The organism is Vreelandella massiliensis, from assembly GCF_900155385.1.
Classification (GTDB): domain Bacteria; phylum Pseudomonadota; class Gammaproteobacteria; order Pseudomonadales; family Halomonadaceae; genus Vreelandella; species Vreelandella massiliensis.
In genome coordinates, this window is record NZ_LT699745.1 from 909,011 (window position 1) to 925,535 (window position 16,525).

At 61.6% G+C, this 16,525-nt stretch carries 17 protein-coding genes; 11 read left to right on the forward strand and 6 right to left on the reverse strand.

Going from position 1 to position 16,525, the window contains the following annotated elements:
- Positions 1-49: 49 nt before the first annotated feature.
- The 5 genes from BQ9846_RS08905 to BQ9846_RS08925 form a co-directional block, all read right to left on the reverse strand.
- Positions 50-1,366 (reverse strand): short-chain fatty acid transporter, encoded by a 1,317-nt coding sequence (locus tag BQ9846_RS08905; protein WP_075880647.1) that lies wholly within the window; start codon positions 1,364-1,366, stop codon positions 50-52.
- A 161-nt stretch (positions 1,367-1,527) separates the two neighbouring features.
- Positions 1,528-2,859: an MATE family efflux transporter gene (locus BQ9846_RS08910; protein WP_422821882.1), complete on the reverse strand. Its 1,332-nt coding sequence runs from the start codon at positions 2,857-2,859 to the stop codon at positions 1,528-1,530.
- A gap of 9 nt (positions 2,860-2,868) precedes the next feature.
- Positions 2,869-3,117: a YfhL family 4Fe-4S dicluster ferredoxin gene (locus tag BQ9846_RS08915; RefSeq protein WP_075880648.1), complete on the reverse strand. Its 249-nt coding sequence runs from the start codon at positions 3,115-3,117 to the stop codon at positions 2,869-2,871.
- Positions 3,118-3,199: 82 nt separating this feature from the next.
- A complete protein-coding gene (coaD, locus tag BQ9846_RS08920; RefSeq protein WP_075880649.1) occupies positions 3,200-3,679 on the reverse strand; it encodes a pantetheine-phosphate adenylyltransferase in 480 nt (159 codons plus the stop codon).
- Positions 3,679-5,538: a beta-ketoacyl synthase gene (locus tag BQ9846_RS08925; protein WP_075881709.1), complete on the reverse strand. Its 1,860-nt coding sequence runs from the start codon at positions 5,536-5,538 to the stop codon at positions 3,679-3,681. The genes coaD and BQ9846_RS08925 overlap by 1 nt, the downstream gene beginning before the upstream one ends.
- A gap of 216 nt (positions 5,539-5,754) precedes the next feature.
- On the opposite strand from BQ9846_RS08925, the gene trmB reads away from it, so the two are divergent.
- From trmB to BQ9846_RS08955, 6 genes are read left to right on the forward strand one after another with little or no spacing between them, the layout of a single operon-like run.
- Positions 5,755-6,420: a tRNA (guanine(46)-N(7))-methyltransferase TrmB gene (gene trmB / locus BQ9846_RS08930; protein ID WP_075880650.1), complete on the forward strand. Its 666-nt coding sequence runs from the start codon at positions 5,755-5,757 to the stop codon at positions 6,418-6,420.
- Positions 6,417-6,746: a DMT family transporter gene (locus tag BQ9846_RS08935; RefSeq protein WP_075880651.1), complete on the forward strand. Its 330-nt coding sequence runs from the start codon at positions 6,417-6,419 to the stop codon at positions 6,744-6,746. Before trmB ends, BQ9846_RS08935 begins: the two co-directional genes overlap by 4 nt.
- Positions 6,747-6,799: 53 nt before the next feature.
- Positions 6,800-8,272 carry a D-alanyl-D-alanine carboxypeptidase/D-alanyl-D-alanine endopeptidase gene (gene dacB, locus BQ9846_RS08940; protein WP_075880652.1) on the forward strand — a complete coding sequence of 491 codons (1,473 nt, stop codon included), beginning with the start codon at positions 6,800-6,802 and terminating at the stop codon, positions 8,270-8,272.
- A gap of 35 nt (positions 8,273-8,307) precedes the next feature.
- Positions 8,308-8,679, forward strand: coding sequence for a diacylglycerol kinase (locus BQ9846_RS08945; RefSeq protein ID WP_075880653.1), 372 nt, complete (start codon positions 8,308-8,310; stop codon positions 8,677-8,679).
- Positions 8,680-8,715: 36 nt separating this feature from the next.
- Positions 8,716-11,670, forward strand: a complete 2,955-nt coding sequence (gene glnE / locus BQ9846_RS08950; protein WP_075880654.1) for a bifunctional [glutamate--ammonia ligase]-adenylyl-L-tyrosine phosphorylase/[glutamate--ammonia-ligase] adenylyltransferase — start codon at positions 8,716-8,718, stop codon at positions 11,668-11,670.
- Entirely contained in the window at positions 11,671-12,564 is an 894-nt protein-coding gene (locus tag BQ9846_RS08955; RefSeq protein WP_075880655.1) for an AEC family transporter, read from the forward strand. It begins immediately after the preceding gene.
- 2 nt (positions 12,565-12,566) lie between these two features.
- On the opposite strand, the gene BQ9846_RS08960 is transcribed toward BQ9846_RS08955, so the two are convergent.
- On the reverse strand, positions 12,567-12,920 hold the full coding sequence (locus tag BQ9846_RS08960) for a hypothetical protein (RefSeq protein WP_075880656.1): 354 nt from the start codon (positions 12,918-12,920) through the stop codon (positions 12,567-12,569).
- Positions 12,921-13,102: 182 nt separating this feature from the next.
- On the opposite strand from BQ9846_RS08960, the gene BQ9846_RS08965 reads away from it, so the two are divergent.
- From BQ9846_RS08965 to BQ9846_RS08985, 5 genes are all read left to right on the forward strand, one after another.
- Positions 13,103-13,324 (forward strand): hypothetical protein, encoded by a 222-nt coding sequence (locus BQ9846_RS08965; protein ID WP_075880657.1) that lies wholly within the window; start codon positions 13,103-13,105, stop codon positions 13,322-13,324.
- Positions 13,325-13,361: 37 nt separating this feature from the next.
- Positions 13,362-14,702 carry an MFS transporter gene (locus BQ9846_RS08970; RefSeq protein WP_075880658.1) on the forward strand — a complete coding sequence of 447 codons (1,341 nt, stop codon included), beginning with the start codon at positions 13,362-13,364 and terminating at the stop codon, positions 14,700-14,702.
- A gap of 19 nt (positions 14,703-14,721) precedes the next feature.
- A complete protein-coding gene (locus BQ9846_RS08975; RefSeq protein ID WP_075880659.1) occupies positions 14,722-15,249 on the forward strand; it encodes a retropepsin-like aspartic protease family protein in 528 nt (175 codons plus the stop codon).
- A 104-nt stretch (positions 15,250-15,353) separates the two neighbouring features.
- A complete protein-coding gene (locus BQ9846_RS08980; RefSeq protein ID WP_075880660.1) occupies positions 15,354-15,533 on the forward strand; it encodes a PLDc N-terminal domain-containing protein in 180 nt (59 codons plus the stop codon).
- Positions 15,534-15,749: 216 nt separating this feature from the next.
- Positions 15,750-16,508, forward strand: a complete 759-nt coding sequence (locus tag BQ9846_RS08985; RefSeq protein ID WP_075880661.1) for a winged helix-turn-helix domain-containing protein — start codon at positions 15,750-15,752, stop codon at positions 16,506-16,508.
- Positions 16,509-16,525: the final 17 nt, after the last annotated feature.

Sequence of the window (16,525 nt, forward strand, 5' to 3'; positions counted from 1 at the left end):
CTCTTGGGTCTTTTTTTAGCACTTAATGTTCAGCATGTATTGTCAGCGCTTAAAACCATACCAGACCCGCGGAGATAATCGCACCGGTGATAAACAGCTGCACCAGGCAAAAGCCCATGATGTCCTTGGCCTTGAGCCCGGCAATGGCCAGAACCGGCAGCGCCCAGAACGGCTGCAGCAGGTTGGTCCAGGCGTCGCCCCAGGCAACCGCCATGGCGATACGTGACACATCCGCGCCCAGCGCTTCGGCGGCCGGCAGCATCACCGGCGCCTGCACGGCCCACTGGCCGCCGCCCGAAGGCACGAACAGGTTGACGATGCCGGCGCTAATGAACGTCCAGAACGGCAGCGAGGTTTCGGTCGCAAAGGAGACCAGCCACGCCGACATGCTTGCCGCGAGACCCGACTGGATCATGATCGCCATGATGCCAGCGTAGAAGGGGAACTGAATAACGATGCCGGCGCCGCCCTTGACCGCTTCGTTCAAGCTGGTCAAAAGGCTACGCGGCGTGCGGTGCAGCACAATGGCGAGAAACAGGAACATAAAGTTGACCACGTTCAGGTTCAGCCCGCCGCCGCGCAGCACGAAGTGGTCAAGCAGAAAGATAAGCCCCGGGATGCCCACCAGCCAGGCCAACATCACGCTGTTTTCCAGCCGCTCCGCCGGGCGGGTAATGCGCACGGGGGCTGAGTCGTCGGTGGCGTCTTCAAGCTGGGCGCGGTCCACGTAGATACTGTCTTTTTCGTCTGGCAGCATCATGCGGTTGACCAGCGGCATGACGATAAACAGGCATACCACGATCGCCAGGTTAAAGAAGGCAAAGATCGTGGAGCCGGTACCAATCACGCCGATTTGGTCGGCGGTAAAGTGGCCGTCGGTGGCGATCGTCAGCGGAATCGAGCCCGCAAGCCCGCCGTGCCAAATCACAAAGCCCGAGTAGGCGCTGGCCACCAGCAGGCGGTAGTCGACTTTCACCAGCTTGGCCAGCTCCTTGGCGAACAGCGCGCCCACCACCAGGCCAAACCCCCAGTTGATCCAGCTGGCGGCAAGCGACACATAGGTCACCAGCAAAATCGCACCGCCAGGGCTTGCGGCGAAGCCGGCGATTTTTTGCAGTAGGCGTTTCACCGGCGGCGAGCTCGCCAGCATAAAGCCGGTCACCAGCACCAGCAGCATCTGCATCGAGAAGGTGAGGAGGTTCCAAAAGCCATCGCCCCACATCCGCATCACCGCCAGTGGCGTCTGGCGTTCAACGGCAATCGCCGCGACCGCGGCAATGACCGTGAGGAGCAAAACAAAAATATAAGGGTCGGGCAAATAGCGATCGACCAGCTTCACGGCCGGTTTTGAAATCATCTTTAACATAAGTGACTCGCTTTTATTGGTTGCTTTTATGCGGTATGACGTGCGCTACCAATATACGACTTTTGCACCAAATTTTGCAGTGATGGTGTTTTACTCTTCGACAGGCTCAGAGCGAACGGCGACCACCCGGTCATCCTGAGCTTGTCGAAGGAGCCAGGCGCTTAGCGCCAATGGGTCAGCCGATAGCGGCGGTAGTAAAGGAGCAGCACGCCCGAGCGCACCAGGGTAAACAGCGTGAAAGAGAACCACAGCGCGTGATTGTGAAGCTCATGCTCAAGAAGTCGGGTGGCGAGCCACCAGGTGGGCAGATAGACCGCCAGGGCAATAAAAATGCTATTGCGCATCTCCGTCACCGCCGTGGTGCCGATAAAAACGCCGTCGAACAGATAGCTCCATACCGCGATCAACGGCATGACCACCATCCAGGGCAGGTACACCGCCGCCGTGGCGCGCACCTCCGGAAGTCCCGTGAGCAGGGCAATCAGCGCATTACCGCCGAGCGCGAACGCCAATGAGGCGGCTATCGTCGTCCAGAGTGAAAAGCGTGCCGCCGCTTTTACCGTGGCGGCGAAGGCCTGCCAGTCGCGGCGCCCGTAAGCGCGCCCTACGAGCGACTCTGCGGCGTGGGCAAAGCCATCCAGCGCGTAGCTTGTGAGCATGATGAACTGCAGTAGCACCGCGTTGGCCGCCAGGATGGTGTCCCCCTGGCGTGCCCCCTGAGAGGTGAAAAACGCGATCGCGAATAGTAGCCCCAGGGTGCGCAAGAAGAGGTTGGCGTTAACGTGAAACAGCGCGCGGTAAGCGCCCAGTGAGGTGAGTTCGCGGCGCAAAAAGCGCCCGTCAAGAGTGCCGAGCTGGCGCAGTACCAGCGTGGCGCCCACGATAAGCGCCGAGTAGTCGGCCAGCACGCTCGCCCAGGCCACGCCGTCGCTGGTCATCTTAAGGCCCACCACGAACCAGAGATCCAGCACGATATTGACGCTATTGGTGAGCACTAAAATCAGAAGCGTCACGCGTGAATTCTGCTGACCGAGAAACCAGCCCAAAATCGCGTAGTTCGCCAGCACTGCCGGGGCCGAGAGGATGCGGATTTCGGCGTACTCCCGCGCCAGGGGCGTGGCCGTTTCGCTGCCATCAAGCAGCGTAAGGCCCAGCGAAATCAGCGGCGAGGAGAACGCAATCAGCAGCGTGCCGATCACCGCGGCCATGATCAGCGCCTGGCCGAGCAGGTTGCGCACCGCCTCGTCGCTTTCGCGCCCGACCGCCTGGGCGGTGAGCCCGGTGGTGCCCATGCGCAAAAAGCCAAACCCCCAGTAGAGAAAGCTAAACAGCGTCGCCCCCAGCGTCACGGCGGCCAGGTAGCGCGAGTCCGGCAGGTGACCCACCACGGCGGTGTCCACCAGCCCCAGCAGCGGAACGGTGATATTGGAGAGAATAATCGGCCACGCCAGCGCCCAGATGCGCTGGCGTGATGGCGAAACGGCCAAGGACACGGCGGTGGGTTAGTTCGAGGTGATACGGCGGTACTTTTCCATCAGCTGGTCGTGGGTTTCGGGGCGCTCGGGGTCAAGGGGGATGCAGTCCACCGGGCATACCTGCTGGCACTGGGGCTCATCGTAGTGGCCCACGCACTCGGTACACAGGTTGGGGTCGATGACGTAGATCTCCTCGCCGGGGGAGATGGCGTCGTTGGGGCATTCGGGTTCGCAGACGTCGCAGTTAATGCACTCGTCGGTAATCATCAGGGCCATGGGCGTACCTCACGTATGGCGTCGCCACCCAGGTGTCGCGATGGGCGATACCTGAGTGTTTTACTCAACAATAGGCGGTTGGCTAGCTATTGTAGTGCTTGTGCAGCGCCTGCGCGACCTGCGGATGCACCAGCGACGAAATGTCGCCGCCTAGCCGCGCGATTTCGCGCACGATGGTGGAAGAAATATAGGAGTTTTCCAGCGCCGGGGTGAGAAACACGCTTTCAAGCTCGGGGTATTGCGCGCGGTTCATGTTGGCGAGCTGCAGCTCGTACTCGAAGTCCGATACCGCGCGTAGCCCGCGCAGAATGATGTTGGCCTGCTGCTCGCGCATGAAGGAGGTCAAAAGCGAGGAGAAACCGATCACCTCGGTGTTGGGAAGGTCACGACAGACCTCTCGGGCGAGCGCGATGCGCGTCTCGAGATCAAGGGTGGGGCGCTTACTGGGGCTTTCGGCGATGGCCAGGATGACCCGGTCAAACATGCGCGCGCCACGTTCGATCAGGTCGAAATGCCCGTTGGTGATGGGGTCAAAGGTGCCGGGGTACACGGCAATGTTCATCACGCCTCCTCGTCATCCGGTGTCCCCTCGTCCAGGTGGCCGAAGGGGTTGTCGACACTCAGCGATACGGCTTGAGCGTAGCCGGGGATATGAATCCGGTCGGCGTGTATCTCAAGCTCGGGGCCTTCGAGCACGGCCTCGCCAAACTGATAGCGCGGCTGATAATCGCCGCGGTCGGCTTGGGCGAGGTAGGCATTAGCGGCCTCGCGCACGCCGTCGCGACGCTTTTTCCACGCGCTGATCGCGCCGGCGCCATGGCGCTGGGTGAGCAGCCGCTCGGTGACCGCGGGCGAGAGCACCACACCGGTGGCGTTGTTGCCGCCAAAGCCCTTGGCATTGATAAAGGCGGCGTCGCCCTGAAACGACTGAGCGCTTTGGGAAAAGCGCAGGCGGCTGGCGTAGACGTCATCGGCGACCGCGTCCAGCGTCGGGATGCCGGGCAGCACGCCGTGGGCAAAACTGCCCAGCGCGCTCATCAGCTGATCCCCCGCCGCGGAGCCTTGCGAGTGGCCGACAAAGGCTTTGACCGCCACCAGCGGCCAGTCGCTGATGCCGTTGGCGCGGGCGATTTCGTCAAACACATGGGATTCGGTCACGCGATTTTTGGGCGTGCTGGTGCCGTGGGCGTGAAGGAAGGTCCGCTCTTGAAGCGCCCGCTCGCCGAGCAGACTGCGCGCGAGCGACGCCGCCTTGCCCAGGGTGACGTAGTTGCCGATACCCGGGGCCGAGATGGAGCGCTTGAAACCGTCGGCGTTGACGAACACATCCGGCACCGCGCCGAGAATGTCGGCGCCGATATCCAGCGCCAGGGTGTCGTCCATCAGCATCACGAACTGACTCGCCTCGGCCATGGTGAAGCCGCAGTTGCGCGCGAACGGGCGGCAGGCGCGCTGATAGTCGGCGTCGTTCAACATCTCCAGCGCGTCCAACGCCTTGAGCCCGGCGTCGTCGGCCAGCGCCCCCATGGCGCGAAAGCCCTCGATGATTTCCGGGGTGATCGGCGCATCGGCGGTGCCCACCATCACCACGCGGCTGCGCCCGGCGCGAATGTCGTCGATACCCAAGCGCAGGTTATACAAAAAACTGGCGCAGGCGCCGAGCGCAGCGCCGGTGCCGCCGACGCTGCCGAGCACATAGGCGTTCAAAAAATCGGCCGGCATTTGGCCGTAGCCCAGCGGCATCTGTTTGGACGTGGCACGCTGCCCGCTGACCAGGCTTTTTAAGAGCCCGCCCCAGCCTTGTTCATCAAGCTGGCCGATGGAGTTGCCGGCATAGACGGAGACGTGGTTGGGGTCCAGGGTTTGGCGCAGCGTCTCCCAGTGGAAGCCGCTCGCCCCCAGGCAGTCGCTGGCGGCAAAAATCGCCATGGAGAGCCCGCGCGGGTGGTGAACGCTGCGGTAAAGCGCGGCCGGGTCGAAGCCGCTGGGCAGCTGCGCCGCCGTCGAGACCCTGGGTAGCTGAGCGTCGGGCAGCAGCACGTTGAAATCGCCCTGGGGCACGCTGACTTCTACCATGCGGGCGTCGAGTTCGCGCACTTGCCAATGATCAGGAAGGTGCTCGGGAAGCTGGCGGCGGCGTAGTTGAAAACGCAGCGGCTCGCTTAAGCCGAGCGTTGCCTGGCGATTGGCGGGCAGCCCCGGCGGGTTGAAGCGCGGGTCTTCGTTGCGTCGCACCAGGGTATGCGTGAGCACCGCGTCGCGTAGCGCATCAAAGGAGGGAGTGGCCTCAACGTTAAGGCGCATGAGTGCGGCCAGGCTCTTTAAGGTCTGACGTTGCTGATCGGCAGAGAGTGCATCAAGCACGGTGCGGCGAAAGGCCTGATGGCCCGAGGTTCTGCCGGCGGGATTGATGCCGCCCATGCCGACAATCACCGGTAAGTGTGACAAGCCGGGTTCCTCGTGGTGCGGTGGTGGTCAAAATCGTTATCGGCACACGAACGGTAACGGGATTGTCGCGTGCGCTTCATCATTTACTGGGTTGTGATCATAGCACCGGGCGTGCAACGGCGTCATGCTACAAGCACGGGAGCCTGTTAGAATCTGGCGCTTTTCCGCCACTATTTTGTGAGAAACGCCATGTTAAAGCGATCGCGCGCGGTGCAGTCCAACCAAACCGGGCCGCACCAGGATGTCTCGCGCCGTGTGGCACGGGCGCTTGCTCACCCGTTACAAAAGCCTGTTGCCGCGCACACGCAGGCCGCGTTTGACCACGCCGCAACCTGGCTTGGCGAACGTAACGCGCCCTTGATTCTCGATTCGGGCTGCGGGGTGGGGCTCTCCACACGGCGCTTGGCGGCGGCTTTTCCTAGTCACGCGGTGATTGGGGTTGATCGCAGCGAGGATCGCTTGGGGCGCGATCACGGTGAGTTGCCGGATAATGCCCTGTTAGTGCGCGCCGATTTGGTCGATTTCTGGCGCTTGGCAGCGCGCGCGGGTTGGTCGCCTGAGCGTCACTACCTGCTTTACCCCAATCCCTATCCCAAGGCGGCGCATTTAAACCGGCGCTGGCACGGACACCCGGTCTTTCCCACGCTGCTGGCGCTGGGTGGGCGTCTGGAGCTGCGCTCGAACTGGCAAATTTACCTTGAGGAGTTCGCCGAAGCCGTGGTGCAGGCCACCGGCAAGCAGCCGGTCGTTGAAGCCCACCACCCGAACGGCGACTATTTAACGCCCTTTGAAGCAAAGTATGACCACAGCGGCCAGGCTCTCTGGCGCCTTACCGTGAATTTGGAGCGTGTATGACCTTCGTCTATTTAGTTCTCGCGATTGTGGCTGAAGTGGTGGCGACCAGCGCGCTCAAGGCCTCCATGGGTTTTACTCGCCTGCTGCCGAGCATCGTGGTGGTAGTGGGCTACGGCGTGGCGTTTTACTTGTTAAGCTTGGCGCTGCGCACGCTGCCGGTCGGCGTGGCCTACGCGATCTGGGCGGGCCTTGGCATCGTGCTGGTTACCCTCGTCGGCATCGTGGTATTCGGCGAGCGCCCCGATTGGCCCGGGATCCTCGGAATAGGTCTGATTGTGGCCGGCGTGGTGCTTCTGCAGGTATTTTCCAAGATGAGCGTTCACTAATTTTGTTTGTAAAAAATTAAGCATGTGAAGGTTTCAGGATGCAAAGACGAAGGATGCAAAGAGTGAATAACGCGTTATTACCCAGGCGCCCCCGGTGGATGGTCGCTTCGCTCGCGGCGCTGACGCTGCTGGTAAGCCCGGCGGCGATGGCGGACTTTTCACGTCTGGCGGCGCTGCAAGAGAGCGGCTTTGCCATTAGCGCCGAGGCGCGACTTTTGAACAGCCCCAAGGCGACGCTTGCCAGCATCAACCCCCGGGAGATGCGCTCCCCCGCCTCGGTGACCAAGGCCTACCTGGCCGCCGCCGCGCTTAACCGCTTCGGCCCGCAGCACCGCTTTACCACTGAGTTAGTGAGTCGCGGTGACATCGACGCCAACGGCGTGCTGCAGGGCGATCTGGTGTTTAACGGCGGCGGCGACCCCGGGCTTACCAGCGAAAACCTTTGGCGCCTGGTGCAGCGGCTGCAGCAGGCCGGCGTGCGCGAGGTGGCGGGTGGCTTGGTGGTGAGCCAGTGGCGCTTTGGCCCGGTGGCGTGCATCACCACCGACCGCTGCGAGGCGCTGGACCGGGTGGCGAATAGCTACAGCGCGCCGCTCTCCTCGGCCGGGGTGAACTTTGGCAGCTGGTGCGTCAATGTGGCGCCTGCGGTCGCGCCGGGCGAGCCCGCGCTGATTACGCATTGCGATGGCCCGTCGTCGCTCACAAGGGTGGATAACCGCGTCACGACCCGCCCCGATAATAGCGGCACCGAGCTCAACGCCGAGCGCATTACCGACGAGCGCGGCGATATCATGCGCATCAGCGGGCAGATCTCCACCAATGCCTGGCCCCGGGATGTCTACCGGGCGGCGAGCGACAGCGCCGCGCAAACCGCGCAAACCCTTCACGCCATGCTCATCCGCTCGGGCATCGCGATGGGCGCTGAGCCACGGGTGACCACCGAGCCGCCGCCTCAAGGCGCAAGCCGGCTGGCGGCGGTCGATAGCAAGCCGGTGCAAGAGATTCTCTTACGGGTGATGAACTACTCCAACAACTACATGGCCGACGTGCTGGCGCTGAACTTGGTCGAGACGCCCAAAGCGCAGCTTCGCCAGGCTGGCGAAGCGCTTGAAGCGTATGCGAACAGCTTGCCCGACCACGGTCCGATCACGCTGGAGAGCGGCAGCGGCTTGACCACGGAAAACCGCACCAGCGCCCACGGGGTTAACGTCATGCTTGAGTCGATGTTTCACCAAGCGTCGCTCTTTCCCAGCTTTGTCGCCGCCTTTCAGTCGCCCGCCAATGGGGTGATGCGCTTTATTCGGCGCGGTTCCGAGACGTTCCAACACAACGTGATGCTCAAAACGGGGACGCTCAACCAACCGTTCGCGGTGCGGGCCGTGGCGGGCTACTTTCGCACCGAAAGCGGGCGCTGGGGTGTATTCAGCGTGCTGGTGAACGGTGATTCGCGCACGCCCTATCTCAACTGGACGAAGGTGCTTGAGCCGCTAGCACAGGACCTTGACGCCATGATTCAGGCCCATTAACCGCCAACGCTTGGCTTGCTACGTGAGGTCGCACGATGAAACCGGGTCATACGGGCTTAACGCACTTAAAGCACTCCACGCACTACTCGTTAAAAGGCCTAAAAGCGGCGTTTCGTCACGAAGCCGCGTTTCGCCAAGAGGTGGCGATCACCCTGGCGCTGCTACCGCTGGCGTGGTGGATCGGGGATGGGCCGCTCGCCTGGCTGTTGCTGGTGGGCAGCTGCGTGCTGGTGTTGATCACCGAGCTTTTGAACAGCGCGATCGAAAGCGTGGTCGATCGCATTGGTACGGAGCCCCACGAACTCTCCGGGCGCGCCAAGGATATTGGCTCGGCCGCGGTGATGTTGGCGCTGATACTCGCCGGGCTGACCTGGGGCCTGCTAGGCTGGCAAAAGTTCTGGGGATAGGCTTTTTCGGATAAAACAACAACCCGCGAGGATGCTATGGAACTCAACGACGACGTGTTACCGCTGGACTTTCTGCCCGCCTCTTTGACGGCGACGGCGCAACAGGCGCGCGAGCGCTTAAACGAAGCACTCGCGCAGGCGGATAACATCGCGTCGATGACCGACCAGGAGCCGCCCTCGGAAAGCTGGGAAGCCTTGAGCGCGTCGCGTCGTGAAGCGCTTGCCCGGGTGGTCACGGTCTCCACCTTTGCGCTGGATGTGCTGGTGCGCACACCCACGCTGCTCGCCGAACTCGATGCCGCCGGCGAACTGGACGCCACCCCCAGCCGCGAGACGCAGGCGGCGTGGCTGGCCGAGCGTTTGGACGAGGCCGAGGATGAGACTGCCATGCACCAGGCGGTGCGCCGCTTTCGCCAAGCGCGCATGCTCGGCATTGTCTGGCGTAATATTAACCGCCCCGAAGGCTATGCCATGTGGGACACCGCGCGGGCGGTCTCGGCGTTGGCCGAGGTGTGCTTGGAAGGGGCGCTTGGCTGGCTAGAGGCCTTCTTAGAACCGCGCTGGGGACGGCCCGCGCCGCGCCGTGACGAGAGTGAACAGCGCCTGGTCGTGCTGGGCATGGGCAAGCTCGGCGCCGGGGAGCTCAATCTCTCCTCGGATATCGACCTGATTTTCGCCTTCCCCGAGAGCGGCGAAACCCAGGGCGGGCGCAAGGCGCTCGACCACCAGGAGTATTTTACCAAGCTAGGGCAAAAACTGATCGCCGCCCTCGATGCGGTAACCGCCGACGGCTTCGCCTTTCGGGTGGATATGCGCCTACGCCCGCTGGGCGATGGCGGCCCGCTGGTGGGCAGCTTCTCCGCGCTGTCGGCCTACTACCAAGACCAGGGACGGGAGTGGGAGCGCTACGCCATGCTCAAGGCGCGCCCGGTGGCGGGGGATCTTGACGCGGGCGATGAGCTGCTGGCCAGTTTGCGCCCCTTTGTCTACCGCAAATACCTCGATTTTGGCGCCATCGAGTCGCTGCGCGAACTGAAAGCGATGATCAACCGCGAAGTGAAGCGCAAGGGCATGGAGAGCAACATCAAGCTCGGCCCGGGCGGTATTCGCGAAGTGGAGTTCGTGGTGCAGGCGTTTCAGCTGATTCGCGGCGGTCGCGATACCGAGCTACAGGTCACCTCGCTTTATCGCGCGCTCAGCCGCCTGCCCGACCTGGGGCTCTTACCCCAGGCGGTGGTGGAAGAGCTTCTCCCCGATTACGCCTTTCTGCGCGATGTGGAACACGCCCTGCAGGCGTTGGAAGATCGCCAAACGCAGCGCCTGCCGGATGACGCACTCGACCGCGAGCGCGTGGCCTTGGCGCTGGATATGGAGGACTGGCCGGCGGTGGTCGCCAAGCTCGATGAAGTGCGCGAGCGGGTGCGTCACCACTTCGATGCGGTGATCGCCGACCCGGAAGAGGACGTGGAAGAGGCCAGTCGCAGCGAGTCGAGCCTTGAGCAGTGGCGCTTGGTATGGCGCGGCGAGTTAGAGCAGGAGGAGGCCGAAACCTATTTGGCCCAGGCCGGCTTCAAGGAGCCCGCCAAGGCGCTTAAACGCCTGAGTGGGCTTTACCATTCGCGGGCGGTGCAAAGCATGCAGCGGATCGGCTACGAGCGCCTGGATGCGCTGATGCCGCTGCTGCTCGACGCGCTGGCACAAAGCGAGACGCCGGACACTGCGCTGCCTCGGGTGCAGCCGCTGCTTGAGGCGGTACTGCGCCGTACCGCTTATCTGGCGCTTTTGCGCGAGAACCCCCAGGCGCTTGAGCACCTCACGCACCTGTGCTCGGCGAGCCCCTGGATCGCCGAGCAGCTCGCCCGCTACCCGATTCTGCTCGATGAGCTGCTGACCCCGGAGTCGCTCTATACCCCGGCGGATAAAGCGCGGCTTGCCGACGAGCTGCGCCAAACGCTCAACCGTATTCCCGAGGATGACGAAGAGGCGCAGTTGGAAGCGCTTAGGGTGTTCAAGCACGCGCAGACCTTGCACGTCGCGGCCTCCGATATCGCCGGCACGCGTCACCTAATGAAAGTGAGCGATTACTTAACCTATATCGCCGAGGTGATCCTCGATGCCGTGCTCGCCATGGCGTGGAAGCACTTAACGCGCAAGCACGGCACCCCGCCCGGCATGAGCCGTGATACGGCCGCGTTTCTGATCGTCGGCTACGGCAAACTCGGCGGTATCGAGCTGGGCTATAGCTCCGATTTGGATCTGGTGTTTCTCCACGACAGCGACGGTAAAGGCACCACCGACGGCGATCGCGCGCTGGATACGCCGGTGTTTTTTACCCGCCTGGGGCAGCGCATTATTCATCTGCTGACCGCTGTGACCCCCGCCGGCTCGCTCTACGAAGTCGATATGCGCCTAAGGCCCTCGGGAAACGCCGGGCTTTTGGTGACCTCTCTTGATGCCTTTGCCGACTATCAGCGCGAAAACGCCTGGACCTGGGAGCATCAGGCGCTGGTGCGCGCCCGCGTGGTGGCGGGGAACGCGGCGCTGGCCGAGAAGTTCAACACCGTGCGCGGTGATATTCTGGCGCAGCCGCGTAGCCGAGAGGCGCTCTGCGAGGAGGTGGTCAAGATGCGCCACAAGATGCGCGACCACCTGGCAAGCAAAAAAACCGGCACCTTCAACCTCAAGCACGACGCCGGCGGCATGGTGGATATCGAGTTTCTGTGCCAGTACGCAGTGCTGGCGTTTGCCCATGAAACGCCCGCGCTGCTCGATTACAGTGACAACATCCGCATTCTGGAAACCCTGGCATCAAGCGGGCACTTGCCCGAGGACGAAGCCGAGCGTTTGCGCGACGCGTATCTGGCCTATCGCAGCACCACCCACCGCGCGGCCCTGACCGGTGAAAAAGCCAGCGTGGAGGAGGGCGATTTTCAGGCCGAGCGCGAGATCGTGACCACGCTGTGGGCGCGTTTTCTGGGGGACGAGGCGTAAATGATCGGGCAGATTCTCGCCACGCTCTTGCCGGTGTTTCTGATTGCCGGCTGTGGCGCGGCCTATGGGCGCTTTCGCACACCGGATATCCGCAGTCTCAACACGCTCAATATGGAGCTGTTCGTCCCGCTTCTGGTGTTCGCGGTGCTGGCCGACCGTCAGGCGCCGCTTGCCGACTACGCTTGGCTGGCGCTCGCGGCGGCGCTGGTGGTGCTCGGCTCGGGGCTTGTGCTCTGGCCGCTCGCCAAGTGGCTTAAGCTCGACACCCAGGTGTTTTTACCGCCGATGATGTTCAATAATTCCGGCAACATGGGCGTGCCGCTTCTGGTGTTGGCGTTTGGCGAAAAGGCGCTGCCGGCGGCGATCGTGGTGTTTATCGTCGAGATGCTGCTGCACTTCTCGGTGGGGCTTTACATGCTCGACCCGCGCACCTCGCTGTGGCGCTTGCTGCGCATGCCGATCGTGTTCGCAAGCCTTGCCGGGCTCACCGTGAACTTGGGTGGCGTGCCGCTGCCGGGGTGGCTTTTAGAAGCGATGAATACGCTGGGCGGGGTGTGTATCCCGCTGATGCTGTTCGCGCTCGGCGTGCGGCTATTGGAAATTGACTTCAGCGACTGGCGCACCGGCCTACTGGGGGCGCTACTCTGCCCGCTGTCGGGTTTGGTGATTGCGCTGCCGCTGATGCTACTGCTGCCGCTGAACCCGCTACAGTTGGCGGTGCTTTTGGTGTTTGCCGCACTGCCGCCCGCGGTGCTCAACTATCTTGTCGCCGAGCAATATAAGCTCGCTCCGCAGAAGGTCGCCTCACTGGTGCTGATCGGCAACCTGGGTAGCCTGGTGATCATGCCGCTGGCGCTCGCCGCGGCCTTTGCGTGGCTGGTTCCCCCGGCCTAGGGCTAGGCGCTGCGATCTTTGTCTTTGACCTCGTAGTGCCCCTCAAGCACATCCTGCGGCTTGCGCGATTCGCGGTAAGCGTGGCCGCTGCCGATATCCTGCGCCTGGTGGGCGCGCATCGCCTCCATGCGCTTTTTCATCTTATGGCGCACAAACGGCATCATCGCCCAACCCACCAGCAAAAACATGAGCCCGAGCACCAGGCCGATGATCAACAGCGCGCCGAACGCCAGCCAGGTGAAAAACAGCTTGATGGTACCCATTAGGCCGTCGGGGCGCGTTTGTGCCGCGCGTTCGCGCCACTGGTGGGCAGCCTGCCAAGCGGCATTGCGTTGATCGTGGTTTGGGTGTGGCATGAGAGCCTCCAAATGGGAGTGTTCGCGGCATTGGAACACACTTTTCTTGCTGAGTTCATCCGGCTGGATCGCACTTGCTTGCCCTCAACAAGGCTCAAGGGCAGGTTTTGAACCGTATATTAACGGTGCAGGGCAGAAAAGAACTTGGTAGCATCAAGGCGTAACAAGCGAAATTTCCTACGATGATGGTCTTGGTGCGCAAGCCGCGACGCGAAAGCGCACCCTCTGAGGGAGCGGCGCATGGAGATCAGCGTCTGATGAAGGGGCAGAGTCGGCACGGAGCCACGCCGCGCGGCGATAAAGGCGCTGCGTTTGATCGCTGGCTGAACCGCGTGGTGAGCGTTGCGGTCACAGCCGCGCTGCTGGTGGGGCTGGCCGCGGTACTCGCGCACTGGCTGTTATAACCTTCAACCACAGGGTCTTCAAAAACAGAGTCTTTGCATGCTCACCGCTTCCACCGGTTCCCGTCAGTACGCCTCTCGTCGTGAAATATTCGGCTGGGCGATGTTTGATTTCGCCAATCAAGCCTACACGCTGCTGATTATTACCGTGGTGTTCGGTGAACTTTACACCACCGTGATCGTGGGGGAGCGTGGCGGTGATTACCGTCTGGCGAATTTCCTCTGGAGCATGGCGCTGGCCATCAGCTATTTACTGGTGGTGGTCACGGCGCCACTGTGTGGGGCGGTGATGGATTACCGCGCGCAGAAAAAGCGCTTTCTGTTTATAAGCTATATCGCCACCGTGGTGACCACCGCGCTTTTGTACTTTGTCGCGCCGGGGTATATCTGGCTAGGCTTCGCGCTGATCATTCTCTCCAACTACGCCTACTCCATGGGCGAATCCTTTATCGCTGCGTTTCTGCCCGATCTAGGGCCGCCGAGTGCCTTGGGGAAAATTTCTGGCTTTGGTTGGGCGCTAGGGTATATTGGCGGACTTTTCGCCGCGGGATTTACACTGGTGGTGTTAGGCGAGGCGACGGCGGAGAACTTTGAGCGCATCCGCTGGGTGGGGCCCTTTGCCGCGGGGTTTTTCCTGGTCGCGGCCATCCCCACGTTTTTGACCCTGAAAGAGCGTGGCGAGCCGCAGCCGGTGGCGGCCTCTTACCGCCACATTGCCCGTCTGCGCGTTACGTCCACGCTGCGAGATTTGCGCTACTTCAAGGACTTGGGCGTGTTTTTGGTCTCGCTGCTCTTCTCCATGGCCGGGGTCTACATCATTATCGCTTTCGCCTTTATCTACGGCGCGCAGGTGATTGGCTGGGATGAGGGCGTGCGCAATATCATGTTTATCATTGTGCAGGTCACGGCCGCCGCCGGTGCCCTGGGGTTTGGCTGGGTGCAGGATCGCTTGGGCGCCAAGCCAACCTACCTCATTACCCTGGCCCTTTGGGTGCTAGCGATTGTCTGTATCTGGGCAACACCCATGATCACCGACCTAGTGAACCGGCACTTTGGTTGGCAGTGGCAGTCTCAGTATGTGTTTCTGGTGGTGGGGACGCTGGCCGGGGCTAGCCTGGGTTCCAGTCAGTCGGCGAGCCGGACGCTGGTGGGGCTATTTTCACCGCTCTCCAAAACCGCGGAATTTTTCGGCTTTTGGGGGTTGGCCAATAAGTTGGCGGGGGTGTTGGGTATCGTGATGCTTGGCACACTGCAGGCGCTGGTCGGCTTGCAGGCATCGATACTGCTCTGTGCGGTACTGTTCATTACCGCTATGCTGCTGTGTAGTCGGGTGAACGAGGCCCGGGGGCGGGCCGCCGCCGAACAGTGGCAGGCGTCTTAAACGGCGCAGGAGGTGGAGCATGTCGCAACGCAACGGCACCGGCCTGGTGATGATGCTGCTGTTTTGGGTGCTGCTGATGGCGACCGGCACATGGTGGCTACACGGCGGGCTCGAGGAAATGCTGCGCCCCAATGCGCATATTGCCCAGAGTGATAGTGACGGTGGGCCAGTAACGTTAAAGCGCAACCGCGCGGGGCACTTTCAGGCGCCGGGGTTTATCAACGGCAAACCGGTCACCTTTTTGCTCGATACCGGGGCGACCTACGTGGCGGTGCCGCAAAGCTTGGCCGATACCCTGGGCTTGGAGCCGGAGCGCAGCGCCTGGTTTAACACCGCCAATGGCCGAGTGGAGGGCAATTTAACCCAGCTCGATGAGGTGCGCTTGGGCGGGATCCGCATTGAGAACGTTCAAGGCTCGATGGGTCCCGGCATGGAGCGCGACACCGTGCTATTGGGCATGAGTTTTCTCAACTTACTCGCCATTGAGATGTCACAAGGGGAAATGGTGCTGCGCTTACCCCAAGCGTGCGCGGATCCGCCTTGCTAAGCCGCGAGCTTGTTAAGCGCTAGTGCCTGTGCTTAGCTTAACTATCATTACCATTATCATTTATGCCTTACGGTTATGTATGGCGTTACGGCTAAGGAGTTGCCATGGGGATTGAAGTTGGGGGACTGTTAGGGCTCATCTGGCTGCTTATTGTTATTTGGGCCATTGTGAAAGTGGCCAAAAGTTCGGCCGGAGGGATTTCCAAGCTGCTATGGATTTTGGTGCTGCTCTTTTTTCCCTTTATTGGCCTGCTCATTTGGCTGTTGTTGGGGCCAAAAGGGTAGCCAACCACGCAAGCGTTCAAGGCAAGCTTTAGGGCTTGCCTTCTCTTGTCGATGTGCCTTCCGGCACAAATGTAGTTATCCTTATTTCGTTTTACGCATCATTTCGTTTACATGAAGTTGCCCTAATTAACTACGTATCCTGACGCATTACATCACCACCCGCCTCAGTACAGGGGAGCGGGCGAAGCGCGCACTAAAGCGGAGCAATGAAGACGCATGGTCGATCACTTAGAAAAACAGTTTGAAGCGCTTGGCGCACAAGAGCCAACGGTGCCTGACTACCCCGATCAGGACCATATTTTGATTATTGAAGACGATCAGCGCCTAGCCGAGCTAACGCGTGACTATCTCGAAGCTAACGGCTTTCAAGTCACGCTAGAAGCCGATGGCTCCAAAGGAGTGGATCGCATTTTAACCCTGCAACCCGATTTGGTGATTCTGGATTTGATGCTGCCCGGCGAAGACGGGCTGTCGATTTGTCGGCGCGTTCGCCCCAATTATGCCGGCCCCATCATGATGATGACCGCGCGTACTGACGATTTGGATCAGGTGCTAGGGCTTGAAATGGGGGCGGACGATTACGTGCCCAAGCCGGTGCAGCCGCGTGTCCTGCTAGCGCGCATGCGCGCGCTTTTGCGCCGAGCCGATGGCCCGGCGCCTGGTGGCGAAATGCGCCTCACCTTTGAAAACCTGGAAATTGATAACGCCACCCGCGAGGCGTGGCTGGCCGGCGAGCGTATTGACCTGACCAGCGCCGAGTTTGATCTCTTGTGGCTTCTGGCCAGCAATGCCGGGCGAGTGTTGACCCGGGAGGAGATCTTCAGCGACCTGCGAGGGATCAAGTACGACGGACAGGACCGCTCCATCGACGTGCGTGTGTCGCGTATCCGGCCCAAAATCGGGGACGACCCCAATCAGCCTCATCGAATCAAAACCGTGCGGAGTAAAGGCTATTTGTTTGTCAAAGATAGCTAATCACGCTCCGCCAAAGG

What these genes read in the sequence shown, in the direction of transcription:
- BQ9846_RS08905 (WP_075880647.1), bottom strand. Translation starts at nt 1,366, where the DNA reads ATGTTAAAGATGATTTCAAAACCGGCCGTGAAGCTGGTCGATCGCTAT.
- BQ9846_RS08915 (WP_075880648.1), bottom strand. Translation starts at nt 3,117, where the DNA reads ATGGCCCTGATGATTACCGACGAGTGCATTAACTGCGACGTCTGCGAA.
- coaD (WP_075880649.1), bottom strand. Translation starts at nt 3,679, where the DNA reads ATGAACATTGCCGTGTACCCCGGCACCTTTGACCCCATCACCAACGGG.
- BQ9846_RS08925 (WP_075881709.1), bottom strand. Translation starts at nt 5,538, where the DNA reads ATGGGCGGCATCAATCCCGCCGGCAGAACCTCGGGCCATCAGGCCTTT.
- trmB (WP_075880650.1), top strand. Translation starts at nt 5,755, where the DNA reads ATGTTAAAGCGATCGCGCGCGGTGCAGTCCAACCAAACCGGGCCGCAC.
- BQ9846_RS08935 (WP_075880651.1), top strand. Translation starts at nt 6,417, where the DNA reads ATGACCTTCGTCTATTTAGTTCTCGCGATTGTGGCTGAAGTGGTGGCG.
- dacB (WP_075880652.1), top strand. Translation starts at nt 6,800, where the DNA reads ATGCAAAGAGTGAATAACGCGTTATTACCCAGGCGCCCCCGGTGGATG.
- BQ9846_RS08945 (WP_075880653.1), top strand. Translation starts at nt 8,308, where the DNA reads ATGAAACCGGGTCATACGGGCTTAACGCACTTAAAGCACTCCACGCAC.
- glnE (WP_075880654.1), top strand. Translation starts at nt 8,716, where the DNA reads ATGGAACTCAACGACGACGTGTTACCGCTGGACTTTCTGCCCGCCTCT.
- BQ9846_RS08955 (WP_075880655.1), top strand. Translation starts at nt 11,671, where the DNA reads ATGATCGGGCAGATTCTCGCCACGCTCTTGCCGGTGTTTCTGATTGCC.
- BQ9846_RS08960 (WP_075880656.1), bottom strand. Translation starts at nt 12,920, where the DNA reads ATGCCACACCCAAACCACGATCAACGCAATGCCGCTTGGCAGGCTGCC.
- BQ9846_RS08965 (WP_075880657.1), top strand. Translation starts at nt 13,103, where the DNA reads ATGATGGTCTTGGTGCGCAAGCCGCGACGCGAAAGCGCACCCTCTGAG.
- BQ9846_RS08970 (WP_075880658.1), top strand. Translation starts at nt 13,362, where the DNA reads ATGCTCACCGCTTCCACCGGTTCCCGTCAGTACGCCTCTCGTCGTGAA.
- BQ9846_RS08975 (WP_075880659.1), top strand. Translation starts at nt 14,722, where the DNA reads ATGTCGCAACGCAACGGCACCGGCCTGGTGATGATGCTGCTGTTTTGG.
- BQ9846_RS08980 (WP_075880660.1), top strand. Translation starts at nt 15,354, where the DNA reads ATGGGGATTGAAGTTGGGGGACTGTTAGGGCTCATCTGGCTGCTTATT.
- BQ9846_RS08985 (WP_075880661.1), top strand. Translation starts at nt 15,750, where the DNA reads ATGGTCGATCACTTAGAAAAACAGTTTGAAGCGCTTGGCGCACAAGAG.